Here is a 26,248-nt window from a genome sequence, read left to right as displayed (position 1 = left end):
GTTTGGTTGTTTGTAATTTGAAGCTTGGTATTCGAGAAAATTTGTGCAATTTGTGTCGATACGTAGATTTGGCACTTGTAGTGAAAGTCCTTTTGTATGGCAAAAAAACTTCTCGTCATCGGCCATGTGTGGCCAGAACCAAAGACCACAGCTGCCGGTAGCCGCATGCTTCAACTGTTGGAGAGCTTCATCAGTTTTGGTTATGAGATCACTTTTGCATCCACTGCGGCAAAAACCGGATTCAGTCTGGATTTGACCAGTTTGGGCATAACTGAGGCCACCATAGTGCTGAACCATTCCAGTTTTGATGACTTTTTGGTCAAACTAAAGCCGGATATGGTGATTTTTGATCGTTTTATGGTGGAAGAGCAGTTTGGTTGGCGAGTTGTTGAATTTGCACCCAAGGCTTTGCGCATCCTCAACACGGAAGATCTTCATTCTTTGAGAAAGGCTAGGGAAGAGGCCGCGAAAAAAGACCAGAAGTTTACTTTGGACCAATGGAGAAACCATCCCATGACCCTTCGGGAAGCAAGCAGCATCTATCGGAGCGACATCACCCTGATGATCTCCCCATATGAAATGGACCTCTTGCAACAAGAATTGGCCATTCCCGAAGCTCTCCTGTTTCATTTACCTTTCATGGCAGATGCCATTTCCCCAGAAACTGTCCAACAATGGCCAAGTTTTGAGGAACGGAGCGATTTTGTGTGTATCGGCAACGGGAAGCATGCGCCCAATGTGGATTCCCTTGCCGTATTGAAAAACACCATTTGGCCACTCATCCGAAAGGAACTGCCCTCTGCCAATCTCTACATTTATGGGGCTTACCTGCCACAGATGGTCAAGGACATGCACCATCCCAAAACCGGATTTCATGTGGAAGGCTGGGCCGAAAATGTGGGTGATGTGCTCCAAAAACACAGATTGTTATTGGCTCCTTTACGTTTTGGGGCGGGCATCAAGGGCAAATTGTTGGACGCCATGATTCACGGCATTCCAAGCATCACAACTTCCATCGGTTCGGAAGGCATGCACGCTGGACTACCTTGGAACGGAACCGTTACGGATGATTGGGCTTCTTTTGCAAGAGCAGCGATGGAGCTGTATCAGCACCAAAAACAATGGACGGTCGCCCAAACCAATGGAACCGCTTTGATCAATACCCTATATCAAAAGGAAACCCTCCAAAACAGACTGAAAATACATGTAAGCGAGGTAATAGAAAACTTGGTCCGCCACAGAGACCAAAATTTCATTGGACAATTGTTGCACCATGAAACCTTGACCAGTACAAAGTACTTGGCCAAATGGATCGAGGAAAAGAATAGGAGATAAAGACATCTCTTTAACCTAATTTAATAGGCTTTACATTTATTCCTGTATCTGCTGGCTCAAGCAATGCAAGGTCCCAAATCCCCAAATCAGGTCTATGGCACTGATCCCGATGACCTCCCGATCGGGGAAGACACTTGTCAAAATGTTCAAAGCATCGCGGTCTCGGGCATCATTGAAAGTGGGCACCAACACGGCCTTGTTCAAAATCAAGAAATTGGCATAACTGGCCGGAAGTGATATCCCTTCAAAATCAATCCGTTTGGGCATGGGAAGTGTCACCAATCTGGGCCTTTTCCCATTTTCCAAAACTGCTCCCTCCAATCTTTTCAAGTTGTCCTGAAGTGGTGCATAATTGGCATCTGAAGTGTCCGATTCCACAACGGTGACAATGGTTTCCGCGTCCACAAACCGCGCCAAATCGTCAATATGGCCGTGGGTATCGTCCCCTTTAATGCCATCGCCCAACCATATGGTGTTGGTGACCCCCAGATATTCTTTGAATATGGTTTCGTAATCTTCTTTGGAGAATCCGGGGTTCCGGACCTGTATTTTGGGATCCAGAAGACATTCTTCGGAAGTGATCAGGGTTCCCTTTCCGTTCACATCAATGGCGCCGCCTTCAAGTACCACGGGCTTCCCTTTGTAAGTCACCTGTTCCAAAGGAACGTTCAAAAAGTTGGATACCTTTTGCGGAACATGTCTGTCCAGTTTGTAATTGGCATATTTGGCCCAACCATTGAAATTGAAGTTCAATGCCTTTCGTTGTGTTCCATTCTTTACGATGATAGGGCCGGAGTCCCTCATCCAACTGCGGTTGGTCTTGTGGACGATGAAAGATACCCTATCGGTGTCCACATGCGCCATTTTGAGCATTTCATGGACCTTGTCCTTGAGCGCTTCGGAAGCTACCACAAGGAACACTTCTTCAAAGGTGGCCACTTTTTTGATGAATTCCACAAAGGCCCATTGAATGGCCCCGTACTTACCGGGCCAGTCGTTGCCATTGTGGGGAAAGCACAGTAAAATACCTTGTTGTTTTTCCCATTCTGCAGGAAATCGCCATGATGTTGCCGCCATTAGTCAATAGCTCTTTTGGTGATGGCCCCATACATATCAATACGTCTATCGCGAAGGAAAGGCCAGTTTTGGCGTACATTTTCCTGTAGATCCAGATCCACCTCGGCCATTAGTATTTCTTCTTGATCGGTAGAGGCCTGGGCCAAAATTTCGCCTTGAGGTCCGCAAATGAAAGATGAGCCCCAAAACTCAATACCATTCGTATCGGGAAGGTATTTTTCCAATCCGATCCTGTTGGCTGCGGCCACATAGACCCCATTGGCCACGGCGTGCCCCTTCATCACGTTCATCCATGCACCCTGCTGTTTTTCCCCAAACTCTTCTTTTTCCGCCGGATGCCAACCTATGGCGGTAGGGTAGAAGAGGACCTCCGCACCTTGGAGGGCGGTCAAACGTGCTGCTTCCGGGTACCATTGGTCCCAACAGATGAGCGTGCCCACTTTGCCTTTTTGGGTGGGAATGGTCTTAAAGCCCAAATCCCCTGGGGTGAAATAGAATTTCTCATAAAAATGAGGGTCGTCTGGAATGTGCATTTTTCGGTACAATCCGGCTTCCGACCCATCGGCATCAATAATATAGGCACTATTGTGATACACCCCGGCCATGCGCTTTTCAAAAAAAGGCACAATGATGACCACGCCCAACTCTTTGGCCAAGGCACTAAATGCCTTGAAAGAAGTGCTGTACAAAGGCTCGGCAAGGGCAAAATTTTCCGTGTCCTCACTCTGACAGAAATAATGGCTGCTATAGAGTTCGGGCAGCGAAATGATATCAGCGCCTTTGGCGGCTGCTTTTCTGACCCATTCCGTGCATTTTTTCAAATTGTTCTCGGGGGTATTGTTCAAATTCAATTGGATCACCGAAACGGTGTAGGTATTCTTTCCCATAATCAATGTTCAAACGTTCTTAAAAAACCAATGTAAAGATAGTTTTATTGTTTTCAAAAAACGACCCATTATTTATTGTATGGAATATAGTTTTCCCATTCCCATGGGGTGTACACATCTTGTAGGGTCACCTCGAGCAACTCCTTGAAGATGCTGTTTCCCCGTTCAAAATTGGTCATGATCATGATTCCTTTCCCCGATTCCGGAAAAAGTACGGAATGGTGCACAAACCCACTTCCATGGCCTTCTTTGAACACTGCTTTGCCATAGGGTGTCTCAAAATAACCCCAACCCAGTCCGTAGCCCAAGTTGATGTTGTCGTATTTGTCGGTAAGGGTACTGTCACCTTCATCAAACTGTTTTTTGGACCTGATCCTGATGTGGGGACTAAAAATCTCATCATAGGATCCTTTGCTGATCAACCTTTGGTTGAGCACAGCCGTTAAAAACTTGGTGTAGTCTTCTGCTGTGGTTTCCAATGTTCCAGCGCCCCTTGGCTCATTGTCCTTGTCCTTTTCAAGGGATTCCCCTTTTTCATTGTGCCCAAGGGCAACGTCTTTATCAAACCGACCCTTCCATTCATAGGCCGAGTTTTTCATCCCAAGGGGCCGGAAAATATGCGCTTGGGCCAACTCTTCCAATCCTTTCCCGGTCAGCTTCTCCAAAACCACCTGCAGATAGATCAACCCTTCCCCACTATAGCCAAATTTTGTCCCGGGTTCCCAGTTCACCTTTAATTTTTGATCGTCCTCAAACCATCTGTAATTTTTAAATCCTGTGGTATGGTCCAAGCACATTCTTGCCGTGATCTTTGGATAGAGCGAATCTTTCTTCAGGTCGGAAAAATCGTCGTGCCAACGGGTCTGTGGTTCGTATTCATAAATTTTTTGGGGCAAGTAGGATTCCAACGGCGTGTCCAGGTCTATTACCCCATCTTCCACCAATTTCATCACCAAGACCCCAAAAACTGCCTTGCTGAAAGAGGCCCCATACATATTGGTGGAATCTGTCAACACCTTTTTGTTGGGATAATCCTTGTATCCGAAAACCTTTTGGTACACGGGTTGGTTGTCATTGAATATGGATATGGCCATTCCGTATATTTTTGCATCGGCCATCAACTGGTCAATCTTATGGGTAATGGAATCCTTGGTGATCCTTGAGCCATCCAATCGCTCAATGGTTTCTGGACGTGGCTGGGAACAACTGGTCATGACCGAAAGTCCAACCAAGAGCAGCAATCCAAGGGCCTTATTTTTTTTCAACCTTAAAAAAGGAATGGAAAAAGGGTAGAAGCACTTTTCCTTTTGCAGCACATAAATGATGTTGAAGATCATGATGCAGACACAAATGGGAACCACGGAAATAAAAATAAAGAATCCCCATTTTTCTATCGTCAGCAAGCTGATGAATGAAAAGACGGCTAAAAGTAGGGTAGTGATCTGGAAATTGACCACTTTGATACCGTGCTCGTTATAGATGGGATTGTCTTCCCGTTTATGTATCCAAAGGAATAGGGGCACCAACACATTGAACAATGGAAGGAATATACCCAACAACGGTGTGGCATGCATCAGCAAAAGCCATTTCTTCTTCAGGGTCTCTTCTTTGGGGTCTTGCAAGGGAAGAAGGTCGCTTACCTCGATCTCCAAGGCCGCGGCCAAAAGTTTTACCGTGTTCAAGTGGGGAGACACTTCTTCTCCCTCGATGCGTTGTATGGTGCGTACAGTGACGTTGGTCCTTTGGGAAAGCTCCTCTTGGGAATAGCCTTTGCTCTTTCGTTGGTATTTTAACCGCTCTCCAATTGATGATGTGTTGCTCATGATTTTATGTATTTGATTCATGGACAAAGGTAGCTGGCCCATACTGTCAGCACCACGACATTTGGATGTCACCTTTATGTCATCCCGCTAAGAATCAACCTTGTGAAGTGCAATTTATTGGATCAGACTGAAAACATAGCACATTTCAGTGGCAATTTGCCGACTTCTTTCGCTATATTTTTCAGCTTGTTGTGGAGTGCCGTCAAACGCCTTTGGATCTTCAAAAGTGATCGGGATCCTTTTTTCGGCCCCGGGAACGAAGGGACAAGCTTCGTTGGCAGAATCGCAGGTCATGACGGCCGCAAATCCTGACACTGGGTTGAAGTCGTGATCCAAGGTTTTGGAAAATCCGATCAAGGGATGTGCGCTTTCCGAATACTTGATGTAGTACACCGGATTGTTCCCTTCCGAAAGGGGCTGGACCTCAAAACCGGCATTGCGAAGTGTCTCGGCCACCATAGGGTAGAGGGCAGTTGCCTCGGTCCCGGCCGAATAACACTGTACATTTTTCAACCCAAAATGATGGGCCATGGCCTGTGCCCAGATTTGGGACAGATGGCTGCGACGGGAATTGTGGGTACAGATAAAATTGATTCGCACGTCTTCTGCTCCTTTTGCTTTGTGCTGTACAAAATCGACTAGGGGTTGAAGGACCGATTTTCTTTCTTCAGTGAGGGAGTCCAAGTCCAGATTGGCTACAAATCCTTCCAGTTTTGGGAACAATGCCATAATTTTCATGTTGAGTTAAACTGCTATTTGTTATGTGAAATTTTTGGTTGGGAAGCGAGAATCATGTTCCAGCATTTTCGTGCATGTTCAATTATAAAGCCATTTTTTGATGAGTTTGGTGTAATTGGGCATGATGAGATACACCATAAGGAAAACAATCAATCCTGTCACCAACAAGGAACTCACATATCGGTATTCACTGATTTTCAATTCCTTGAACAAAGGCATCAACACTATCGGAACACCTATGGACAATGGAAAGATAGCGGACCAGGTGATCAGGAACTGTTTCCATTTTGCGGGAGGTTTGTTCTTGTTGCTTTGGGATGCGAACAAAAAATCAAGACCACTGTTTATCTCATAACTATCCTCTTTGGCCAAGAGTGGGCGCACTGCCGAAATCAATTCCTTCCTGGCATGGGACACCATCCAACTTTTAAGGTTGGATACGGTATTGAACCTGATGATCACTGTATAAATGAATGTGAGGTTGGGAATGGGGCGGACAATCTGCCAATCCATAAAACCTTCAGATTTTTGGCACAAAGGACCAATCTCTTTGAGCCATGCCTCGTACTGATCTTGTTTCCCATCAATGATGTGATGGCTGATAACTACTGTTGCTCCTTTTTCTTCCATGGATTTTCCCAAAATTGAAATGCTTCCCATCACTACTTTGTTCTTCACAAAGTTCGGTGATTTTCCCTTAAAAAGGGGACCCCATCTTGGTTGAAAATCCATCGGGACCATAAAAAAACTCCATCATACCGAAGTAGATGGAGCTATTTATCTTCTTTTTAGCAAAGGATCGTTTCCCTAGAACATGAACCCAAGTCCAGCGGAAAATACGGAGTTATGGAGGTCAACATCCTCTATCATCTCGGAGAAACCGTAGGTATACCGTCCTTGGATAAAGAATCCGGAAGGAAATTTATATTCTACACCAGCCGCTCCTTGAAAGTCGAAGCTATTGATGGAATCGGAGTCAAAATCACCAGAATCCTCGCCTGGGTTGAAATCCACTTCCTCGTTTACCTTAAAACCAAATTGTGGTCCTGCCTGAATGTTCAATCCATCCGCGATGTAGAACTTCAAGAGCACTGGTACTTGGATGTAATCTACCTGAAACTGTGCATCAGGGGTATCGGGTTCATCCGTAATATCAAAACCTTGGGCGGAGTAGTAGACCTCGGGTTGCAAGGAGACATGGTCAGACAGAGGGGCTTCGGCCAATAGACCCAAGTAGAAAGAGGTCCTGGAATCCGGGCTATCGAAATCATCCCCCGCCACAGTGGCAAAGTTGGCACCACCGCGCACACCTAATTGTACATTGTTCGTATTCTGGGCATAAGAGGTGAGTCCGATAAACAGCACACCTAACATCATTAATTTTTTCATGATAATGAGATTTTTGGGTTTTAAACTGTCACGAATGTAGAACTAAGCCATGGGGTGGGTTGATGCAAACCATAAAAATCTTGACGCTAAAAATCCAATGTCTTAAAATCCGTTAATGATAAAGAAAAAGCCCAGACGGTGTGCCTGGGCTTTCATAAGTGTCAATCCATTTACTATCAAGCAAATACTTCTTCCAAAAAAGTACTGATGGGTGTTGTTTTTCGGCCCAGAACATTTTCAAGGTCGTCGGTTTTTTGTTCAAATTCCCCATTGGCAATCCCCAAACTGAACATGACCAACATGCCAATGATTTCTTCGGGCAATTGATAGGACGCCATGGTCTGTTCGAATTCGCCCACCTCTGGTGATACATAGGCAATAGGGTGGCCCAATGCCTTGGTCAATATCTTGGAGACCTCTTCAAAACTGGTCTGCTCACTGCCGTTGAATTCCAAAACTTTGTTTTCGTAGTTGGACGGGGCGGCAAGGATGTTCGCCTCGGCCTCTGCAAAATCCTCCCGGGGTACAAACGCGGTCTTGCCGTTCCCTGTGGGCAGGTAAATGGTTTTGGATTGGAGCAATTGCTCTTTGCTGCCCAAGAACATCGGGATCACTTCGGCATAGAGGTTATGACGGAGGATGGTGTAGGTGATGCCTGATTGTTTTACCCAGTTCTCGGTCTGCACGTGGGCATCCACCACTATATGTAAGGGCGCTTCGGATGATTCATCTTTTCTGACCGTGCTGGTGTACAAAATGTGTTTGATGTTTGCCTTTTTTGCGGCTTCCACCACGTTTCTGTGCTGTGGGATACGCTTGCCTATATCGTTCGCAGAAACAAAATAGAGCGTTTCAATACCTTGAAAAGCAGTTGTCAAGCCCTCAAGATTATCGTAATCGCCCAAACGGAGTTCAAATCCTTCGTTGGCCAATGCTTTTGCACTGTCACTTTCGCGATCCCTGACCAACACGGCGATATCCTCGACCGTAATCCTTTCCTTTAAAAATCTAGCTGTAGCACCACCGAGTCCTCCGGTGACCCCGGTTATCAATATTTTAGCCATCTTATAATTTATTATAGTTATTTAATTACTTTTGGTAAGTCAAAGGTAAAAGGGAAGTTACTTTTCCACAAGAACAGACCCAAGGCTCAGTCACTTACCTGAAGGATATTAATATTGATTATGAGTTAATTATGGATGAACAATTGAAAAACTATGCTGATGAGGAGCATTGTCCCGTGCGAAATGTATTGGACAGGTTCGGGGACAAGTGGTCCATGCTTGTGCTGATGCTGTTGAATGATATGGAGGTGTTGCGTTTCAACGAAATCCATAAATACATTGGCACCATATCCCAAAAAATGCTGGCGGTCACCCTCAAGAAATTGGAAGTGGACGGATTGGTCGAACGAAAGGCGTATCCGGAGATTCCGCCACGAGTGGAATATTCCTTGACCAGGCGAACAAGGACCCTGATGCCCATATTGCAGGAGCTGGCCCAATGGGCCAACAAGAACATGGCCGATATCCAAAACTCCCGTAGTAGGGTAGTTTGATCGACAACTTCTCAGACCATATGTGGCCTGTTGTTCCCACCTTTTCGCATCTTACGTAAATGGTAAACGTGGATGATGCAAAAAGCGACACTGGATATGATGAGGGGGCCGGACTCCAAAAAAAAGCCATAGATCACATAAATGGCACTCGATATTAAATGCCAGACACGAAAGCGTGCAATTTCCTTTTTGGTTGCCGCAAAAAATCCGGCTGTGATGGCCAGATATCCAATGATTTCAACAGCGATTTTCACTCATTCAACTTATTAATAATCCGTTGTTTATAGTTTTGTTCCCTCAATTTGGTTTCCACCTTTTCCAGTTCCTCCATAAAATGGGGGCAATCTGACAGCAGTTTGCCTATTTCCGCATTCTGCACCTCCCATATGGATTCAAAGTCCCTCAATTTCACCATGGCCTTTTCGGAAAGCCTTAAAATCTGTTTCCTCTTGTCCGATTTGTCGGAGTAGGTGAGGATGTAGCCCGTCTTTTTCATCTTGTTCACAATCTTGATGACCGCTGGGTGGGACAGTTGTAACCGTTCCGAGATTTCCATGATCGTCAGTTCTTGATACGCTTGCAATAACCTGAAAATCAAGTTCCAATTGGGTTCAATTTCCAGATCTAAGGATTTGTACAGGTCTTTTGTTTCATAGAGCATTGTATCGCTCAGCCTTTTCAACCTGCTGGTCAGTCCTTCAATTTCAAGTGCTTTCAAAAAATCATCCATGATATTTACGTAACTGGTTACGCAAATATAACATCTTTTTTATGTAACTGGTTACGTAAAATGAAAATTTAAGGAATACTTAAAGTGGGAGGGAAGTATTGTTCGTAATACTACAGAGATGGGAAATGATGGTCAGTCACCATCCACGTGCTCCAAAATATCACCGGGCTGACATTCCAACACCTGACAGATGGCCTCCAATGTACTGAATCTGATGGCTTTTGCCTTACCCGTCTTGAGGATGGAAAGATTGGACAAAGTCACCCCGACCTTATCGGAAAGTTCATTGAGGGACATTTTCCGTTTGGCCATTACTACGTCTAAATTTACAATGATGGCCATGATTATACGGTTAATTCGTTTTCTGATTTGATGTCTATCCCATTTTGAAGCAGCTTGAGCAAAACAGCGATGATCACCGCCACAACGAATGGGGCTGCGGCCAGAACCATCCCGATGAGGATGACCCCTGGGGCGTCATCAATCTCACCAACATAATAAATGTAAGGCATGCCACAGGTGAATAACCCGCCCATAACGATTGCTGCTATCTTGATCCGCTTTAAAGTCGCTACGGAAAATTCGGAAAAAGCTTCATTCCTATCCACGCTGACCAACAGTTGGAACGCTTGATATAGCCCATACAAAAAGGGAAAGATGGCTATGCATATGCCCCACAAGATGGGACGGTACATGCCCACACCTTCCGAAGTGATGGAGATGTAGGTTAGAAAAACCAATAAACTGGTGGCGGCGATACCCAAAAATAGGATCACCAACTTTAGGAAGAGGGTGGAACCTCTGTCAATGATTTCCGATATGAAAGTTTTCATTTGTTCGTGTTTTGATTTACACGACAAAGAAACTAAAATTTATTGAAAAACAATAAATATAAATTAATATTTAATAAATATTTTCTGAATATCAATTTCTAAAAGCCTCATGAATACAGGAATTTAGATCGTTGGTTTTCCATGAAACCAAAAAAAGGGCCGCCAATAGCGACCCTCTGTTTTTATACGATTGTTCCAATACGATTACACTTCCCACCCTTCACGATAGGTTCGGGTAACAAATTGATTGGCATCTTCAAAATTGGTGACCTTCATGTTCTCTCCATCCCATAGCAGCTTTTTGCGGCCATAGAATTCAAAATTGCCCTCGGCATTTGGTCTTCTCAACATATAACTGCGGATGGCCAAGTTGCCCATCAACACGGTCTCCGTCATAGGTCCGGCATAATCAAAGGAAGAAGTAAGGTCCAAGTGTTCCTGACTGCCAAAACCGGCTTTACAGGCATCCACCCATTTACGTTGATGTCCGTATTCTGGCTCTGGCATATCCTCTACTTCTGGTCCAAACTCGGTGGCACCATTGTTCAAATAAAGTTTAGGCGTCAATGGTGAACTGTCGTTGATGTTCGTGGAGATCACTCCGTTTTCCCCATGGATCAACACCCCATTGTAACTGCCTGGTCCACCAATGTCACTGTCCGCAGGAATGATCTCTGGGTGGGAGGGACGTATGCCTCCATCGCTCCAGGTCATGATTAGCGGTGCGCCTGTTTTTTCGGTGGCTTCATAGTTCAGGGTAATGAACGATGTGGCCGGACAGCCTTCAGGATGGTAATCGGGGTTCCACATTTGGGAAAACACCGTTCCAACACTACATTCCGCAGCGGTAGGGTAGCCCAGTTTCAAGGTTCGGTATGGAATGTCCACCAAATGGCATCCTACATCGCCCAAGGCCCCGGTTCCATAGTCCCACCAGCCTCGCCAGTTGAACGGATGAAGGTTGGGAATATAGGGTGTCTCGGGGGCGGGGCCCAACCAGAGATCCCAGAACAAATCCTCGGGTTTGCTATCGGGGTTGGGTTCGGGCATGGCGTAGCCTTGCGGCCACACGGGGCGGTTGGTCCAAATTTCCACTTTGGTGATGCGTCCCAATGCTCCGGAATCGACCCATTTCTGTACGAGGCCCAAGAGTGGGTTGGACCCTCCTTGGTTGCCCATTTGGGTCACTACTTTTCTGTCCCTCGCCATCTGTGTCAAGGTCCGTGCTTCGCGGATGTTGTGGGTAAGGGGCTTTTGGACATACACGTGCTTACCGCGCTGCATGGCATAGGCCGCTGCAGGTCCATGCACGTGGTCGGGGGTGCTGATGGTCACCGCGTCGATGTCCTTTTCCTTATCGAGCATTTCTCGATAATCGTTGTACAATTTGGCCTTGGGGAAACGTTCCACCGATTGTTTGGCCGACCCGGAAAAATCCACATCGCAAAGGGCCACTACGCGTTCACGCCCATTTACGGACGCATTGGCAATATCGCTCGCACCTTTACCGCCCGCACCGATTGCAGCTAGGTTCAGACGGTCACTGGGGGCCAAAAAGCCCGGTCCGCCCAACACGTGGCGGGGTACGATAAAGATACTGGAAGCCATTGCAGTGTTCTTCACAAAGTTTCTTCTACTAGAGGATGTTTTTTTCTTCATTTTTTTGTTTACGTTGCCTTAGTTATGAATTGCCAAACAAGATAGGAAAAAAATGGAAGGAGTTGGTTTCAGGTTGGGATGGGATAACAAAATGATAAAGAAAAGTGGGTTTCGTTATCGGTCTATGTAAGAATAGTTGCGTGTTTAAGCTGTCAAGATAGCAAAAGGAAAAAGGTCCGAGGAAAATCCGCATGGTTTTCTGATTAGTAAAGGCCCAGCAATTATTTTTAAACCTTGTTGTAGTGCGTTTTTTTCTTTTTTGAAATAAATATATTTTTTTTGTTAATCAAATAAAATATCGGAAGTATTGTAAGTGTCTGCCAAATTGTAAACATTGTTACTCGGGGTGGAATATCATAATTATATAATAATGTTCCATCTATAATTTCAACAAAAAAATTAGCAACTATTGCAGGAATAAATATTAAAAAAAAGACCTTCTTTAATCTATTAATTTTATAGATGAAACTTAAAACTAACCCTAAGCCCAATGCAGCAACAAATGAACTTAAAACCTTAAATAAAACAGTAACCCCAAATTCCGGAATATCTAACTTCCAACCCAACCACATCGTTAGAAGTCCAATAAGAAATGATGCAACGAAGAAAATAAAAGGTATTAAGAAAATTGAATAAAGTAGTTGCCGAAGTTTGATTTTATCATTGGCCATAAAAATTGATACGGCGAATATAATTAGGAAACCAAGACCAGTTAAAAATCCTTTGTCATTCTTAGTGAACTCATTAGTAACTACACAAAGTATTGCCCAAATTGCAGTAGCAATTCCGTATATATAAATTCCAATTCGCGTTGTTGGATGAATTTTTTTCATTGGTTAGTTAAAATGCACTACAACACTAAAGATATGATTCGTTTTTAAATGAAATATATCCCCGATAACGAAGTTCTCCGAAAAATCGGCAAAAAAACAATACGGTAAGTTGTTGATTTATGAGGAGTTGTCAACACTGAAAAAAGAGATTCCGCATCAAGTGCGGAATAAAAGTGTCTATTTCTTCGCTTCCACCAACTCCAATTGCTCCACACCCACATTGGTAGTGAACATCCCATAGTTCACCACGGCCTTGCCCTTTTCCAGACTATCGATACTGCCCACGGCCTTGCCGTCCATCAAACGGACACGGTCGCCCACCTTAAAGACAGGTCGGGGCTTGTTCTTTTCGGCCTGGACCTCTTTTTTCTTTTTCTCCTTTTTCTCCACCCGCACTTTTTGGATCTTTTGCTCCAGTTCTTGGGCCACCTGTTGCTGCTGTTCCTGCTTTTCCTTGGCTTTTTTGGCCGTGGTCTTTTTCCGCTTGCTGTTCTCGGTCTCCACAATACGGAGCAGTTCTGAGATCAAGGGTCGCTTTTTGTTGTCGATGAAATAGCGTTCCGAAATGGCATTCACTTTGTTTCCCAATTGGATCATCCGCTGGTTGTGGTCATATAGTTCCTGATAGCTCTCCAACTTGGACTTGATCTTGGTGTTGAGCTGTTCCAAACGTTCGGATTCTTCACGGGCCTTGGTTTCCTCTTCTTTGAGCTTGGAGCCGGTCTCCACCATTTTGCTCCGTTCCTTTTGCAACTTGGCAATGGTGGCATCGAACCGGACCTTGCCCCGCTCGATTTTCTTTTTGGCCTTGTTGATCAAGGAGTAGGGGATGCCGTTCTTCTGCGCCACCTCAAACGTAAAGGAGCTACCTGCTTCACCCAGCACCAGTTGGAAGGTAGGCTCCAAGGTCTTGGCGTTGAAGAGCATGTTCGCATTGGTGGCATGGGGCAGTTCATTGGCCAGCGCTTTCAGGTTGGCATAATGGGTGGTGATCACGCCATAGGCCTCACGCTCATAGAACACTTCCAAAAAGGCTTCTGCCAAGGCCCCACCTAGTTCAGGATCACTTCCGGTGCCAAATTCATCGATCAGGAACAGGGTCTCATCATTGCACTTTTTCAGGAACTGGTTCATGTTCTTTAACCGATAGCTATACGTACTCAGATGATTTTCAATGGATTGATTATCCCCGATATCGGTCAAGATCTTATCGAACAGACAGACCGAGCTGCGTTCGTGCACGGGAATGAGCATACCGCTCTGCAACATCACCTGCAAGAGGCCAATGGTCTTCAGGGTAATGCTTTTTCCCCCGGCATTGGGTCCAGAAATCACGATAATGCGGTTCTCCTTGTGCAGTTTGATGGTCTGCGGCCACGTTTTTTGCTGCTTTCGTTTGTTGGATAGGTAGAGCAGGGGGTGGTAGGCATCCCTTAGGAACAGTTCCCGCTCCCCGTTGATCTCGGGTAAAACAGCATTCATGTCCGAGGCGTATTTGGCCTTGGCCGCCGTGATATCCGTATCCACCAAATAGGCCTGATAGGCTTTCAGCAGTTCCAAATAAGGTCTGATCTGGCCTGTCAACTGGTTCAATATTCGTTGGATCTCCTCTTTTTCCTCAAATTCCAGATTGTTCAGCTCACGGGCATAGGTCAATGTCGCTTCGGGAACAATATAGACAATGCTACCTGTTTTTGAGGCACCCATCACACTGCCTTTCACCTTTTTGCGGTGCATGGCCTTCACGGCCAAGACCCTTCGATTTTCCATGACGGATTCCCGGATTTCGTCCAGATAGTCCAGTGATTGGCAACGAGCCAGTGCAGCGCCAAAACTTTGGTTGATCTTGCCCCTGACCTCATTGATCTGGCTGCGGATATGTCTCAGGTCTGCGGAAGCTGAATCCTTGATTTCCCCAAACTTATCGATAACCACATCAATGGCTTCGGAAATCTCCGAATTGGGCTCCAGCCCTTCCGATTTTTGAAAGAGCAATGGATAGTATTCCTTGAACTTTTTCAAGAATTTTTGATGGATGGCCACTGTTTTGCAAATGTTCCCGATTTTTCGGAAACCCATGATCTCCAAGGTACTGTTGTCTATCTTCAACAGTCCAAGTTCTGGATTGATTTGATCAAAACCATGGTTGGGAATGCGGTTGTCGTTGGAAAAAGAGGCAAGGTACTCCGAAGTTTGTCCCAATACATCCATCAATTCCTCCCTGTCATCAATGGGGACAATGTGTAGGGCATGTTCTTTACCGAGTTCTGTGTTGCAGCGGGCCGATATTTGGTTCAAGACCGTTGGAAATTCGAGATCTTGTAGTGTTTTGGGGTGAATGTTGCGCATCTTTTTCCGTTAGCAGAACAAATATAGGATTTTGCAGTTTTTGTTCGGGCCCAAAAAGTAAAACCATAGCAATGCGTACATTTGGCAATATGTCCAATCCTTATCTAAAAACATAGATCATGCGAAATGACCATAGCCTCATTTATGTAATCGCAGGTATTGTTCTGATACATTTTATTATTGGGATTGGGTATTTGATCTATAAATTGACCAAAAAGAAATAGCACATGGATGTTGCCATAGAGCCCAGTTGGAAGACCCATTTACATCAAGAGTTTGAAAAACCCTATTTTCAACAATTGACCCATTTTGTAAAACAGGAATACCAGCAACACACCTGTTACCCAAAGGGTAAGGATATTTTTGCCGCTTTTGACCATTGTCCGTTCCAGGAGACAAAAGTCGTCATCATTGGGCAAGATCCCTACCACGGTCCCGATCAGGCAAACGGCCTCTGTTTTTCCGTAAAGGATGGTATTCCCCATCCACCTTCTTTGGTCAATATTTTTAAGGAAATCAAGACGGACGTGGAAAAACCCTATCCGAAGAGCGGCAACTTGGAACGCTGGGCCGACCAAGGGGTGCTTCTGCTGAACGCTACCTTGACCGTGCGGGCACATCAGGCGGGAAGCCATCAGAACAAGGGATGGGAAACGTTTACGGATGCGGTCATCGGAACGGTATCGGAACAATTGGAAGGGGTCGTTTTTTTACTTTGGGGCGGGTTTGCCAAAAAGAAATCCACCTTGGTCGATCAACGGAAACACCATATTCTGACCTCAGGACACCCCTCGCCCTTAAGTGCCAACCGCGGACTCTGGTTTGGGAACCAACATTTTAGCAAAACCAACCAATTGCTGGCCCAAATGGGCAAGACGGGTATTGAGTGGTAAGGTTAATTGAATTTTCCCACGAAATGTCACTTCGAGCGCAGTCGAGAAGTGGATGTTCGGATTTCGCCAAAAAGGTTTATCCTGAGCGTAGTCGAAGGGCTCGACCTAACACCCTTGATTTAAGTTTGTTTCTAAGCAATCAAGTAGTTTGTCAGTTCGAGTTTTTTCCTTTAGGAAAAAGTATCGAGAACCTGTTGATTGGCAAGAGTAGTTTTGAGTAGCCAGGCCGAACCTTGGATTTCTCGATACAATTTTTTTCGTGCCACTCAAAAAATCACTCGAATTGACAAGGTTCCTACAAAAATACATTATGTGACGATAAACTTATTTCCAAAGAAACCGCGAAGAATCTTTGATTTCTTCAACCAAATTGAGCTCAAATAGGCGGGATTGAATGCCTTCCAAAGTTTTTGGGGTCATCTGTTGTTGCCCCCAACTGGTTTTTCCGAGCCACTCCTGAATATCTTCCAGTTGTTGCCCATATCGATTGGAAAGGGTCCTATCAATACTTGGAATCTCTTTGAATTCCAACGTGTAGGTATTGATGATGTCCAGAATGTGGCCTAGAACTCCGCGATTGTCTTTCAAGAACGAATCGGTGGCTGCAATCACAAAGCAGGGCCAAGGGGTAGGGCAGTCGCCCAAACGTTTAAAGGTCCCATTGTCCACCAAGGGTTTTGTGGTGAAATGTTCCCACATAAAATAAGCATTGGACCCTTCGGTCAGATTTTTTACGGCACCATCCAGGTTGTCCACGATTTCAAATTGGAGCTTTTCCGGGTCCCAGCCCTGGTTTTGGGCATTCACGTAGGCCATCAAATGGCTTCCGCTTCCCATGCGGCTTATGGCCACTTTGTCGTGCTGTACTGAAGCTATGGAGGATCTTTCACTGTCCGCGGCCACATGGATGCCCCAGAGTAGGGGCGATGAGACAAATTCTTGGACGATCTTGCTGGGGTTTCCTTGGGATATGCTCTTGATGATGCCCTCTGTTAGAATAATGGCCATATCGGCCTTTCCGGTTTCCAGCAACTGGCACATTTTTCCTGTGCCTTCGGGGACATCTGTCCAGTCAAGGGCTATGCCCCTGTCCTCAAAAGCCCCATCTTCCATGGCCAAGTGCCAAGGCAGGTTAAAATGTTCCGGTACCCCGACGATGTTCACGTTCTTCATCTCTTCGTTTTGATTGGACAAAAATAAGCGTTCCGCACGGTATTTTATACCGATGGATCATTCACAAGCCGTTCCAGGGCGAATTTGATCAAGGAATCGATGGTCTTGCCACTGTCCGTTGAGAATTGCCCTGTGGCCCGATTGGCCAAAATGGCGTTCAACGACACGGCTTTGTGCCCCATCAATTGGGCAAGTCCGTAAATGCCCGCAGTTTCCATTTCCAGATTGGTGATGTGCTGGCCTTTAAATGAAAATGAAGCCAGTTTGTCCTGGAAATCCAACACTTTTGGAGCCATACGGAGCATTCTTCCTTGGGGCCCGTAAAATCCTGAATTGGTGACGGTTATGCCGGAATGAACGCCTGGTAGAGCGAACAGTTTTTTTAATTGCGCGTCAGAGTCCACGGCATAGGGGATAATGTGGTGTCCGCCCCAACCCAAATGTTCGATGAGCGCCCTTTCCATGGCCTTATTTCTGGGGTCGGCATTCCCATAAAAATGCAGTAGACCATCAAGGCCAACGGCCGAAGTACTCATCAGGAAGGAATCAATGGGAATTTCAGGACGAATGGTGCCCGATGTACCGATTCGTATAATACCAAGCTGTTTTTTTTCACTCTTGACCTGTCGCGAAGCGAAATCGATATTGACCAGTGCATCCAATTCGTTCAGCACAATGTCGATATTGTCCGTGCCGATGCCCGTGGAAATCACGGTGAGGCGTTTTCCTGACAAATGTCCGGTATGGGTCAAAAACTCGCGCTTGCCTTTTCGTATTTCGATACTATCGAAATATTTGGATACTTCGGGAACGCGTTCAGGGTCACCCACCGTGATGATGGTGGTCGCAATATCCTCCGGTAAAAGATTGAGATGGTATATGCTGCCATCAGGGTTCAGAATAAGCTCTGAGCTTCCCAATGAAGACATCAACTAGAGTTTTAAAATGCGATTGGTGTCGGTATTGTATAGGAAGTTATACTTTAAAGAACCACCTAAATACAATTGATTGTCACGTATTTGTGAATAGTAATTTGACTTGTTCTCCAATACTTCCTTCCCCTTTTTTGTCAATTTGACAGGATTGAAGGAATTGAAGAGTGGTTTCAAGGAGGTGATGATCCGATCGTATTGTGTATCCCCAAAACCATAATAGCCCTGATCGGACAGCAACTGCCCCATAAGGGCGTTCCTTGATTCCGGTTTTTGGGTCACCGCGGTTTTCAACACATGGTTTTCCAGTTCGTTGAGGCCATTTTTAATGGTAGGGAAGCGCTTGAGGTGCGTTTTTAGGGCGTCGTTCAGATACTCAAATTGGAAATCGTTGTTGGCCAGTTGATTTTCCAGGCGTATGGGATTGTCGCTGCAATACAGTTGCCAGATGTAATCGGCATATTCAATATCGTCCTGGGAAAGCAGGCTACGGCTTTCATACAACTGCAACAATCTTTCATCGCTTAGCTCATTGAGACCGTACAGTTTGCCACTTTCATCTTCCTTTCCACTACATACCAATGAAATCTCCGCATGTCTCCTGTGCTCCTTCAGCCAACTAAGGACGGCCAGCATATTGATTTGGCAAAAAAGGTCGTATTCAAACCAAAGAACGATATGATCCTGTTGCTTGTGGTTACAAAGGGAACGGTATTCCTTCAGTGTCTTTTCCACAAACCAAGACTTGGTGACTTTGTAATTTTTGTTGAGAAATTCAAACCGGGTCTTCCAGAAAGATTCGCTTCCCACAGCGCAAAGGGTCTTGCCTTCACATAGCATTTCGCGCCATGTGATGATGTCCCCCTTTAGCTGCAAAGATTGCAATCTGGACGTGAAACTGTCCCCGTTGGTAATGTGCAACAGTGATTTCATTTTCAGTTTTAGTTTTTTGTTGGTTAGGAATACTAAAATTAAAACTTATACCAACAACATAAAAATTTTTTCACAAAACATTGGTTTTCAGCAGTTGTTTTTAACACGGAAATGAAATGTGCTTTCATTTTCAGGGAATTTCCATCATCCCCCGACCCGCTTTACTGAAAAACCATTCTCTTTCAGGAACGTCATGATCTTGTCCCTGTAATCTCCTTGGATAATGATGGTGTCTTTCTTGAAACTGCCCCCGACGCCCAAAAATGTTTTCAGGTCCTTGGCCAGTTTTTTGAAGTCGCTTTCGGCCCCGTTGTAGCCTTCCAGAATGGTAATGGGCTTGCCTTTACGCTTTTCATATTTGCAGATAATGGGGTCATCCTGCAACCAATAGGCTGGGGCATCATTGCTTTTTTCAGGTTCCTCTTCGGGCTCGTGGTCGGGAAATAGATTTTTGAGTTGGTCTTTTAGGTCCACAATGCTTATTTTTTTACCAATCCGAGTTCAATGAGCCTTTCGTGCAAAAATTCACCGGCAGTAATATCCTCGTAGGCCTTGGGATGTTCTTCGTCTATACAGTTCTCCAGGCAGTCCAACGGCATTTCACTGATGGGGTGCATAAAGAACGGAATGGAGTATCTGGACGTGCCCCACAATTCCCTTGGCGGGTTTACCACTTGATGGATCGTGGATTTTAATTTATTGTTGGACAGTCTGGAAAGCATGTCCCCCACATTGATCATCAATTGGTCTGGTTTGGCAATCGCATCCACCCATTCCCCTTGGTGATTTTGCACCTGCAGTCCCTTTCCGTGTGCGCCCATGAGCAGGGTGATCAGGTTGATGTCCCCATGCGCCGCCGCCCTGACCGCATTTTTGGGTTCCGAAGTGATGGGAGGGTAGTGGATGGGCCTCAAAATGGAATTTCCGTTTTTGATGAAGTCGTCAAAATACGTTTCCTCCAAATCCAGGTGCAGGGCCAATGCCCTCAACACATATTTGGCCGTTTTTTCCAACATTTGGTAGGTTTCCTTGCCAACAGCGTTGAATTTGGGAAGTTCATCCACCATCACATTGGCCGGATATTCAGCTTCCAGTTTCGGGTTGTCCTCCACATATTGGCCAAAATGCCAAAATTCCTTCAGGTCGCCCTCCTTTTTGCCCTTGGCGTGCTCCTTTCCAAAGGAAGTGTACCCCCTTTGTCCGCCAATACCCTCAATTTCATACTTGTCCTTAATCTCTTGGGGCAGTTGGAAGAATTGTTTGATCTCGGAATAGAGGTCGTCCACCAGTTCATCGGATAAAAAATGTCCGCTAAGGGCCACAAAGCCGATGCCTTCAAAAGCGGCGCCAATTTCCTTGACAAACTTTTCCTTTCGGGCCGGGTCCCCGGAGATGAAATCCTCTAGGTTTACACTTGGAATCGCACTCATATCTAAATGGTTTGTAATAAGGTCAAAAGTAATGAATCTTACCGAAGATTTTTGAAGTTTACCGAAAGATGGGGGCGTTTTACTACTTTTAGACCGTTGAATTTTATCGCATGAGGTATCATATTGGTGATCTGGACCAACAGAAATTGCTAGACCTGTACACGGGAATGCTCAAACCCCGAATGATCGAGGAAAAGATGCTCATCTTGTTGCGGCAGGGCAAAATTTCCAAGTGGTTCAGCGGCATCGGCCAGGAGGCCATTTCTGTGGGGGTGACCCAAGCCCTGAAGGAGAATGAATATATTTTGCCCATGCACCGAAACCTTGGCGTCTTCACCTCAAGAAACATCCCCCTGAACCGATTGTTCGCACAATGGCAGGGAAAACAGAGCGGTTTCACCAATGGCAGGGACCGAAGTTTCCATTTTGGCACCCAGGAGTATAAGATTGTGGGCATGATTTCCCACTTGGGGCCCCAGTTAGGGGTGGCCGACGGCATTGCCCTGGCCGATATGCTCCGACGCAAGAAAAGGGTGACGGCCGTTTTTACAGGCGAAGGGGCAACCAGCGAAGGTGACTTCCATGAAGCGCTCAATGTGGCATCAGTATGGAACCTGCCCGTATTGTTCTGTATCGAGAACAATGGCTATGGACTTTCCACGCCCACCAATGAACAATACAACTGTGAACATTTGGCGGACAGGGCCAAAGGATATGGCATGGAATCCCGCATCATCGACGGCAACAACATTTTGGAGGTATTTGCCAAGGTGGATGAGCTCTGCAGGGCCATGCGAAAAAGGCCGAGGCCCATACTTTTGGAGTTCAAGACTTTTCGTATGCGCGGGCATGAGGAGGCCAGTGGCACCAAATATGTTCCGGAAAAGCTGATGAAGGATTGGGAGAAGAAAGATCCCATTGCCAATTATGAGGCCTTCTTACTGGAAAATGGATTGCTGTCCGAAGAAAAAATAGAACAGCTAAAAGCTGGAATATCAGAAGAAATCGATGAGAATTTGAAACTTGCCTTTGATGAACCAACGATTTCCTTTGATGAAACCAAAGAATTAGGTGATGTTTATCAAGAGTTTGATTATCAAGACGTAAATCCAAAAGAAGAGATAAAAAGCATCCGTTTTGTGGATGCCATTTCGGAAGGACTGGAGCAATCCATGTACCGCCATAATGAATTGATCCTGATGGGCCAGGACATTGCCGATTACGGTGGTGTCTTCAAGATCACCGAAGGTTTTGTGCCCAAGTTTGGAAAGAGTAGGGTGCGGAATACTCCCATTTGTGAATCCGTAATTGTCTCGGCCGCCATGGGGCTTTCCATCAACGGAATGAAAGCCGTGGTGGAAATGCAGTTCGCCGATTTTGTGAGTTCCGGATTCAATCCCATTGTGAACTATTTGGCCAAATCGCATTACCGCTGGAACGAAAAGGCGGACGTGGTAATCCGGATGCCCTGTGGCGCAGGAGTAGGGGCAGGACCCTTCCATTCACAGACCAACGAGGCCTGGTTCACCAAGACGCCCGGACTCAAAGTGGTCTACCCTGCTTTTCCCGCCGATGCGAAAGGCTTGCTCAACACGGCCATCAACGACCCCAATCCCGTGTTGTTCTTTGAGCACAAGGGGCTGTACCGAAGTGTGTACGGCGAGGTCCCTTCCGATTATTACACGATACCTTTTGGCAAGGCCAATTGGGTAAGGAAAGGAGAGGGCATTTCGGTGGTCACCTATGGTGCCGGCGTGCATTGGGCCATCGAAGTATTGGAAAAACATCCTGAAATTGACGCGGATCTCTTAGATTTGCGAACACTTCAACCTCTGGATTTCGATGCTGTCAAAACTTCGTTGAAAAAGACAGGCAAACTGATCATTTTGCAAGAAGACACCCTTTTTGGGGGTATTGCGAGTGACATTTCCGCCATGGTCATGGAAGAATGTTTTGAGTATCTGGATGCCCCGGTCAAGCGAATTGGCAGTCTGGAGACCCCGGTTCCCTTTGCGAAGGAACTGGAAGCGGGCTACCTGCCAAAAAAGCGATTTGAGACGGCATTATTGGAGCTTTATGCCTATTGAAACACAATCATTTAACCATTTTTTTAATGGAGAAAACAACTTTATATTGACCCATTTCGTATCTTTTATTGAACATTAACTTTTAAATCTTATGGTAAAACGATCATTATTATTCGTCGCAATAGCAAGCTTTTTGCTTGTTTCGTGCTCAGTTTCCAAAAGTGTCCGGTCTCAAAGAGACATCTTCAGCGGTACTTGGAATTTGGACAATGTGTACTATGAAAACAATTCTGGCAATTTCAAGTCGGTCATCTTCAACGACGCGGAGGACATCTGCTTCGAGGACAGTGAGTGGTTCTTCAGGGACAACAATAGCACGGGAAGATATACCATCAAACAGAGTTCCCTCTGCCAAGGTGGTGACCGTTTCTTCAGATGGTCCGTGGTGGAACCCACAGCCAATTACTCCAGCCAATTACAATTCAAGTTCATCGATGAAAACCGAAAGGACATTTCTGGAGGTTATGGGTATCGATTGAACATCGTGAGCCTGACAGAACAGGCCATGACCCTCAAATCCAACGTATCGGTGGACGGACAGCCCGTGACCGTAGTCTATGAATTCTCAAGAAAATAAAAAATCATGAAAAATATCCTATTAAAAAGTACAACCGCATTCTTGGCCCTGAGCCTTATCCTGAGCTGTGATGCCATAAAAAATGCAAACAACACCCAAAAAGGTGCTGCTATTGGTGCTGGTGGCGGTGCCGTAATCGGTGGTGTCATCGGTAACAATGTAGGAAAAGGAAATACGGCCCTTGGTGCCATTATCGGTGCCGTGGTCGGTGGTGCTGCCGGTGGCTACATCGGTAACCGAATGGACCGTCAGGCCGAGCGAATCGAGGAAGAAATCCCCGGAGCAGAGGTACAACGGGTAGGAGAGGGCATCAACGTGACCTTCAGTGGAGAAAACGGTGTGTATTTTGACACCAACAAAGCTGATATCAAAGGTGCATCTGCCACTACCTTGGACAAATTGGCCGGAATTTTCAAAGAATACCCAAAGACCAACATTTTGGTAGAGGGCCACACGGATTCCGATGGTGCCGCAGAATACAATTTGGGACTTTCACAGCGTAGGGCCCAATCGGTGACCAATTATTTGGTGAGCAAGGGCATCTCCAGTGGTCGATTCACCACCAAATGGTACGGTGAGGACCAGCCGATTGAAAGCAATGATACAGCTGCCGGCAAAGCCAAAAATAGAAGGGTGGAGTTGGCCATCATCGCCAGTGATGAGTTGAAACAGGAAGCCTACGAGGAAACCAACAACTAATTGATCACGTCGATGACGTTTGATATAAAGCCCCGATGCTCATGCATCGGGGCTTTTTGTTTCTGTTTGGAAAAGTTGATGAAACCTTTAAATGAAAGTTAATCCCGATCCAACTATCCCCATTATTTCGTAATTTAATGGACATAAGCAGTTTCCAATCCCCAAAACACGGAACCATGGACCCAATCAGTGAAAACAGTACATATCAAAAACAGGAATTGCTGATCCGCATGGAACGGAACCACGAGGTCATCCAGCGGTTGTCCCAAAAGCTATGTTCGTATACCTGCGAACCCAAATGTCCCTCCAGTTTTGAGAAATACAACGACCTCAAGCGAAGCTTCAAGCTGTTTGAAAAATACCAAAAGAACCTTATGGGGCTTATCCATAGAAAAAAGGCCGGGGTCATTGAGGGGCTGGAAAAGGAAGTGCAGCTCCATCTGAAGCGTTTTAGGGAATTGGAAGCGGATATTGCCTCTTACCTTCTGGACACCATGGAACATTCCTAAGCTGACCTTTTTGCCCAAAAAGCAATCCGGTCATTTTGCAACAAAAGATGTCCGCCAAGTATTTTTTACTCCTACAAACATCCGTAATATTGCAAGGCCATAAACTTGCGCTGGAATGGGAAAATCCTCTACATCCGTCTTGGTCATCCTTGCTTTTTTTGCCATCTACGTCATCTGGGGATCCACCTATCTCCTGAACAAGATAGCCGTGAAGGAGCTGGAGCCCTTCATGCTGGCCTCTTGCCGGTTCACCACAGCCGGAATCTTGATCTTTATTTTGGCCAAAATCATGGGAATTCCCCTGACCATCACCAAGAAACAACTGTGGAACACCATCATCGCTGGCATCCTTTTTCTCAGTTTTGGGAACGGGGTAGTGGTGTGGGCCCTGAAATATGTGGACAGTGGCTTTGCCGCTCTGGAGATTTCCGCCCAACCGCTCATCATCCTATTGTTGATGCGGGTGCTGCAGGGCAAAAAGATACAGCCCATGTCCGTCATCGGGGTGGTTTTGGGCATTGTGGGCATCTATTTGCTGGTGAGCCAGAAACAGATCATTGCCAAGGAAGAATCCATCATCGGCATGGTCATGATCTTCTTTTGTATGCTGAGCTGGGCCTACGGGAGTCTTTTTGTAGCGAAAGCGGACCTCCCCAACAACTATTTTGTGAACACCGGCTACCAAATGTTCACCGCCGGAATCACCTTGGCCCTGATGAGCCTGGCCTTTGGCGAAACCTGGTCGGCACCGCTCAGTTGGAGTGGGGGCGTGCAGCTCTCCATGGTCCTGCTGATCGTTTTTGGGAGTATTTTGGCCTTCACCTCGTTCAATTACCTGCTCAAAGCGGTCTCCCCGGAAAAAGTGGCCACCTCCACCTACGTCAACCCCATTGTGGCCCTCTTGCTGGGCTGGTATTTTCTGGACGAACAGATCACGGCCCAATCCATTATCGCCGCGACCATTCTGCTCACGGGCGTTTATTTCATCAACACCAAAAAGACGCTCGCCATTTTTGAGCGTTTCAAACGTTAATGTTTTCGGAGGGCTCTGGGAAATGAGCCCGAGAATCCGTATTTTCAACAGGCCTAACGATTTGATGATGAAAACTTGGACAACATATGGCTTTGCCCTCTTGATGCTGCTTGCCATGGCTTGCGCCTCAGGACCTAGGTCACAGGCCACTCCGGCCGAGTTGGCCGCTTTTGAAAAATTGATCTCCGATAAAAGTTTCCAGATAGATGCCAGTTGGGCACAGCCCATGGCCAGCCAAGGGCTGAACAGCATTGCCAATGCAGGTTTGTTGCCCCGGGGCAGCACGGCCGGCAGAATAGACATTGGCGGTTCCGGCGGATACCTTCGGGTCGTGGGTGACAGTGTCGTGGCCGATCTTCCCTATTTCGGGGAACGCCAGATGGGAGGGGCCTACAATCCACAGAAAGGCGGAATTCTATTCAATGGCATTCCCAAGGAATTCACCATAGAACCCAACAAAAAAGGGGACGGAAAAACAATACGTTTCAACATCTCCCAAAACCAAGAAGGGTATCGGGTAATTGCCCAGATCTATCCGTCCAACCATACCACCATCACCATTGCCAGCACCCACCGCACCACCATTTGGTATCAGGGAACCGTTTCCGAATATGAACGGGAGAAGTGAGTTGGTCAAAGTTCAAAGTACCAAATTGTCAAGCACCAAATTCCAAATTGCCAAATCCCAAATGGCAAACTTCCGACATCTGACCTCAAACACAAGTGCAAGGATCAAGTTCAAATAGATCCGTGAACATTTGTGCGATTCCT

At 46.0% G+C, this 26,248-nt stretch carries 28 protein-coding genes; 9 read left to right on the top strand and 19 right to left on the bottom strand.

Translation table 11 applies throughout. The annotated features are described in order from the left end of the window. Positions 1-96: 96 nt before the first annotated feature. Positions 97-1,335, top strand: coding sequence for a glycosyltransferase (locus DB398_RS16360; protein WP_108425534.1), 1,239 nt, complete (start codon positions 97-99; stop codon positions 1,333-1,335). Between the two features lie 36 nt (positions 1,336-1,371). On the opposite strand, the gene DB398_RS16355 is transcribed toward DB398_RS16360, so the two are convergent. The 7 genes from DB398_RS16355 to DB398_RS16325 form a co-directional block, all read right to left on the bottom strand. Then, on the bottom strand, positions 1,372-2,412 hold the full coding sequence (locus DB398_RS16355) for an agmatine deiminase family protein (protein ID WP_108425533.1): 1,041 nt from the start codon (positions 2,410-2,412) through the stop codon (positions 1,372-1,374). Next, on the bottom strand, positions 2,412-3,299 hold the full coding sequence (locus DB398_RS16350) for a carbon-nitrogen hydrolase (protein ID WP_108425532.1): 888 nt from the start codon (positions 3,297-3,299) through the stop codon (positions 2,412-2,414). The genes DB398_RS16355 and DB398_RS16350 overlap by 1 nt, the downstream gene beginning before the upstream one ends. 68 nt (positions 3,300-3,367) lie before the next feature. Next, entirely contained in the window at positions 3,368-5,122 is a 1,755-nt protein-coding gene (locus DB398_RS16345; RefSeq protein ID WP_108425531.1) for a serine hydrolase, read from the bottom strand. 114 nt (positions 5,123-5,236) lie between these two features. Further along, entirely contained in the window at positions 5,237-5,851 is a 615-nt protein-coding gene (locus DB398_RS16340) for an arsenate reductase/protein-tyrosine-phosphatase family protein (RefSeq protein ID WP_108425619.1), read from the bottom strand. A gap of 87 nt (positions 5,852-5,938) precedes the next feature. After that, positions 5,939-6,538, bottom strand: a complete 600-nt coding sequence (locus DB398_RS16335; RefSeq protein WP_199913430.1) for a putative antibiotic biosynthesis monooxygenase — start codon at positions 6,536-6,538, stop codon at positions 5,939-5,941. Positions 6,539-6,667: 129 nt separating this feature from the next. After that, positions 6,668-7,249: a porin family protein gene (locus DB398_RS16330; RefSeq protein ID WP_108425530.1), complete on the bottom strand. Its 582-nt coding sequence runs from the start codon at positions 7,247-7,249 to the stop codon at positions 6,668-6,670. A 176-nt stretch (positions 7,250-7,425) separates the two neighbouring features. After that, positions 7,426-8,313 carry an SDR family oxidoreductase gene (locus DB398_RS16325; RefSeq protein WP_108425529.1) on the bottom strand — a complete coding sequence of 296 codons (888 nt, stop codon included), beginning with the start codon at positions 8,311-8,313 and terminating at the stop codon, positions 7,426-7,428. Between the two features lie 131 nt (positions 8,314-8,444). Between DB398_RS16325 and DB398_RS16320 the strand changes: the two genes are divergently transcribed. After that, positions 8,445-8,807 (top strand): winged helix-turn-helix transcriptional regulator, encoded by a 363-nt coding sequence (locus DB398_RS16320; RefSeq protein WP_108425528.1) that lies wholly within the window; start codon positions 8,445-8,447, stop codon positions 8,805-8,807. A gap of 11 nt (positions 8,808-8,818) precedes the next feature. On the opposite strand, the gene DB398_RS16315 is transcribed toward DB398_RS16320, so the two are convergent. From DB398_RS16315 to DB398_RS16285, 7 genes are all read right to left on the bottom strand, one after another. Continuing rightward, positions 8,819-9,061 (bottom strand): YgjV family protein, encoded by a 243-nt coding sequence (locus DB398_RS16315; RefSeq protein ID WP_108425527.1) that lies wholly within the window; start codon positions 9,059-9,061, stop codon positions 8,819-8,821. Further along, complete coding sequence (locus tag DB398_RS16310) at positions 9,058-9,537, bottom strand: MarR family winged helix-turn-helix transcriptional regulator (protein ID WP_108425526.1); 480 nt, start codon at positions 9,535-9,537, stop codon at positions 9,058-9,060. Before DB398_RS16310 ends, DB398_RS16315 begins: the two co-directional genes overlap by 4 nt. Positions 9,538-9,669: 132 nt before the next feature. Then, complete coding sequence (locus DB398_RS16305) at positions 9,670-9,879, bottom strand: helix-turn-helix domain-containing protein (RefSeq protein ID WP_108425525.1); 210 nt, start codon at positions 9,877-9,879, stop codon at positions 9,670-9,672. A gap of 2 nt (positions 9,880-9,881) precedes the next feature. Continuing rightward, a complete protein-coding gene (locus DB398_RS16300) occupies positions 9,882-10,370 on the bottom strand; it encodes a DUF2975 domain-containing protein (RefSeq protein WP_199913429.1) in 489 nt (162 codons plus the stop codon). A 204-nt stretch (positions 10,371-10,574) separates the two neighbouring features. Next, on the bottom strand, positions 10,575-12,029 hold the full coding sequence (locus tag DB398_RS16295) for a Gfo/Idh/MocA family protein (RefSeq protein ID WP_108425524.1): 1,455 nt from the start codon (positions 12,027-12,029) through the stop codon (positions 10,575-10,577). A 227-nt stretch (positions 12,030-12,256) separates the two neighbouring features. Next, on the bottom strand, positions 12,257-12,862 hold the full coding sequence (locus DB398_RS16290; RefSeq protein WP_108425523.1) for a hypothetical protein: 606 nt from the start codon (positions 12,860-12,862) through the stop codon (positions 12,257-12,259). Positions 12,863-13,039: 177 nt separating this feature from the next. Next, complete coding sequence (locus tag DB398_RS16285) at positions 13,040-15,211, bottom strand: endonuclease MutS2 (RefSeq protein ID WP_108425522.1); 2,172 nt, start codon at positions 15,209-15,211, stop codon at positions 13,040-13,042. A gap of 227 nt (positions 15,212-15,438) precedes the next feature. On the opposite strand from DB398_RS16285, the gene DB398_RS16280 reads away from it, so the two are divergent. Further along, complete coding sequence (locus DB398_RS16280; RefSeq protein ID WP_108425521.1) at positions 15,439-16,104, top strand: uracil-DNA glycosylase; 666 nt, start codon at positions 15,439-15,441, stop codon at positions 16,102-16,104. Positions 16,105-16,428: 324 nt separating this feature from the next. Here DB398_RS16280 and DB398_RS16275 read toward each other — a convergent pair whose 3' ends face one another. From DB398_RS16275 to DB398_RS16255, 5 genes are all read right to left on the bottom strand, one after another. Continuing rightward, positions 16,429-17,277: a substrate-binding domain-containing protein gene (locus DB398_RS16275; RefSeq protein WP_108425520.1), complete on the bottom strand. Its 849-nt coding sequence runs from the start codon at positions 17,275-17,277 to the stop codon at positions 16,429-16,431. A gap of 44 nt (positions 17,278-17,321) precedes the next feature. Then, positions 17,322-18,206: a nucleoside phosphorylase gene (locus DB398_RS16270; RefSeq protein WP_108425519.1), complete on the bottom strand. Its 885-nt coding sequence runs from the start codon at positions 18,204-18,206 to the stop codon at positions 17,322-17,324. A 3-nt stretch (positions 18,207-18,209) separates the two neighbouring features. Then, positions 18,210-19,142 (bottom strand): DUF1835 domain-containing protein, encoded by a 933-nt coding sequence (locus tag DB398_RS16265; RefSeq protein ID WP_108425518.1) that lies wholly within the window; start codon positions 19,140-19,142, stop codon positions 18,210-18,212. 144 nt (positions 19,143-19,286) lie between these two features. After that, positions 19,287-19,616, bottom strand: a complete 330-nt coding sequence (locus DB398_RS16260) for a translation initiation factor (protein ID WP_108425517.1) — start codon at positions 19,614-19,616, stop codon at positions 19,287-19,289. Between the two features lie 5 nt (positions 19,617-19,621). Next, entirely contained in the window at positions 19,622-20,572 is a 951-nt protein-coding gene (locus DB398_RS16255; RefSeq protein ID WP_108425516.1) for an isopenicillin N synthase family dioxygenase, read from the bottom strand. A gap of 110 nt (positions 20,573-20,682) precedes the next feature. Between DB398_RS16255 and DB398_RS16250 the strand changes: the two genes are divergently transcribed. The 6 genes from DB398_RS16250 to DB398_RS16225 all read left to right on the top strand — a co-directional run bounded on the left by DB398_RS16250 (position 20,683) and on the right by DB398_RS16225 (position 26,105). Then, positions 20,683-22,659: an alpha-ketoacid dehydrogenase subunit alpha/beta gene (locus DB398_RS16250; protein ID WP_108425515.1), complete on the top strand. Its 1,977-nt coding sequence runs from the start codon at positions 20,683-20,685 to the stop codon at positions 22,657-22,659. Positions 22,660-22,792: 133 nt separating this feature from the next. Next, positions 22,793-23,236 carry a lipocalin-like domain-containing protein gene (locus tag DB398_RS16245; RefSeq protein WP_234416356.1) on the top strand — a complete coding sequence of 148 codons (444 nt, stop codon included), beginning with the start codon at positions 22,793-22,795 and terminating at the stop codon, positions 23,234-23,236. A 6-nt stretch (positions 23,237-23,242) separates the two neighbouring features. After that, the gene (locus DB398_RS16240) at positions 23,243-23,935 is read left to right on the top strand and encodes a YiaD family glycine zipper/OmpA-like lipoprotein (protein WP_108425513.1); all 693 of its coding nucleotides are present in this window, start codon (positions 23,243-23,245) and stop codon (positions 23,933-23,935) included. Positions 23,936-24,111: 176 nt separating this feature from the next. Next, positions 24,112-24,444 carry a hypothetical protein gene (locus tag DB398_RS16235; protein ID WP_159076476.1) on the top strand — a complete coding sequence of 111 codons (333 nt, stop codon included), beginning with the start codon at positions 24,112-24,114 and terminating at the stop codon, positions 24,442-24,444. 115 nt (positions 24,445-24,559) lie between these two features. Continuing rightward, positions 24,560-25,477, top strand: coding sequence for an EamA family transporter (locus DB398_RS16230; protein ID WP_108425511.1), 918 nt, complete (start codon positions 24,560-24,562; stop codon positions 25,475-25,477). Positions 25,478-25,541: 64 nt separating this feature from the next. After that, positions 25,542-26,105 carry a DUF4251 domain-containing protein gene (locus DB398_RS16225; RefSeq protein WP_159076475.1) on the top strand — a complete coding sequence of 188 codons (564 nt, stop codon included), beginning with the start codon at positions 25,542-25,544 and terminating at the stop codon, positions 26,103-26,105. Positions 26,106-26,248 lie beyond the last annotated feature (143 nt).

This window comes from Flagellimonas amoyensis (assembly GCF_003058265.1).
GTDB lineage: Bacteria > Bacteroidota > Bacteroidia > Flavobacteriales > Flavobacteriaceae > Flagellimonas > Flagellimonas amoyensis.
This window is presented reverse-complemented; position numbering and strand designations above follow the sequence as displayed.

Bases quoted from the DNA above. Each gene is read 5' to 3' on its own strand.
- DB398_RS16360 (WP_108425534.1), top strand. From the start codon at position 97: ATGGCAAAAAAACTTCTCGTCATCGGCCATGTGTGGCCAGAACCAAAG.
- DB398_RS16355 (WP_108425533.1), bottom strand. From the start codon at position 2,412: ATGGCGGCAACATCATGGCGATTTCCTGCAGAATGGGAAAAACAACAA.
- DB398_RS16350 (WP_108425532.1), bottom strand. From the start codon at position 3,299: ATGGGAAAGAATACCTACACCGTTTCGGTGATCCAATTGAATTTGAAC.
- DB398_RS16345 (WP_108425531.1), bottom strand. From the start codon at position 5,122: ATGAGCAACACATCATCAATTGGAGAGCGGTTAAAATACCAACGAAAG.
- DB398_RS16340 (WP_108425619.1), bottom strand. From the start codon at position 5,851: ATGGCATTGTTCCCAAAACTGGAAGGATTTGTAGCCAATCTGGACTTG.
- DB398_RS16330 (WP_108425530.1), bottom strand. From the start codon at position 7,249: ATGAAAAAATTAATGATGTTAGGTGTGCTGTTTATCGGACTCACCTCT.
- DB398_RS16325 (WP_108425529.1), bottom strand. From the start codon at position 8,313: ATGGCTAAAATATTGATAACCGGGGTCACCGGAGGACTCGGTGGTGCT.
- DB398_RS16320 (WP_108425528.1), top strand. From the start codon at position 8,445: ATGGATGAACAATTGAAAAACTATGCTGATGAGGAGCATTGTCCCGTG.
- DB398_RS16310 (WP_108425526.1), bottom strand. From the start codon at position 9,537: ATGGATGATTTTTTGAAAGCACTTGAAATTGAAGGACTGACCAGCAGG.
- DB398_RS16305 (WP_108425525.1), bottom strand. From the start codon at position 9,879: ATGGCCATCATTGTAAATTTAGACGTAGTAATGGCCAAACGGAAAATG.
- DB398_RS16300 (WP_199913429.1), bottom strand. From the start codon at position 10,370: ATGAAAACTTTCATATCGGAAATCATTGACAGAGGTTCCACCCTCTTC.
- DB398_RS16295 (WP_108425524.1), bottom strand. From the start codon at position 12,029: ATGAAGAAAAAAACATCCTCTAGTAGAAGAAACTTTGTGAAGAACACT.
- DB398_RS16290 (WP_108425523.1), bottom strand. From the start codon at position 12,862: ATGAAAAAAATTCATCCAACAACGCGAATTGGAATTTATATATACGGA.
- DB398_RS16285 (WP_108425522.1), bottom strand. From the start codon at position 15,211: ATGCGCAACATTCACCCCAAAACACTACAAGATCTCGAATTTCCAACG.
- DB398_RS16280 (WP_108425521.1), top strand. From the start codon at position 15,439: ATGGATGTTGCCATAGAGCCCAGTTGGAAGACCCATTTACATCAAGAG.
- DB398_RS16275 (WP_108425520.1), bottom strand. From the start codon at position 17,277: ATGAAGAACGTGAACATCGTCGGGGTACCGGAACATTTTAACCTGCCT.
- DB398_RS16270 (WP_108425519.1), bottom strand. From the start codon at position 18,206: ATGTCTTCATTGGGAAGCTCAGAGCTTATTCTGAACCCTGATGGCAGC.
- DB398_RS16265 (WP_108425518.1), bottom strand. From the start codon at position 19,142: ATGAAATCACTGTTGCACATTACCAACGGGGACAGTTTCACGTCCAGA.
- DB398_RS16255 (WP_108425516.1), bottom strand. From the start codon at position 20,572: ATGAGTGCGATTCCAAGTGTAAACCTAGAGGATTTCATCTCCGGGGAC.
- DB398_RS16250 (WP_108425515.1), top strand. From the start codon at position 20,683: ATGAGGTATCATATTGGTGATCTGGACCAACAGAAATTGCTAGACCTG.
- DB398_RS16240 (WP_108425513.1), top strand. From the start codon at position 23,243: ATGAAAAATATCCTATTAAAAAGTACAACCGCATTCTTGGCCCTGAGC.
- DB398_RS16235 (WP_159076476.1), top strand. From the start codon at position 24,112: ATGGACCCAATCAGTGAAAACAGTACATATCAAAAACAGGAATTGCTG.
- DB398_RS16230 (WP_108425511.1), top strand. From the start codon at position 24,560: ATGGGAAAATCCTCTACATCCGTCTTGGTCATCCTTGCTTTTTTTGCC.
- DB398_RS16225 (WP_159076475.1), top strand. From the start codon at position 25,542: ATGATGAAAACTTGGACAACATATGGCTTTGCCCTCTTGATGCTGCTT.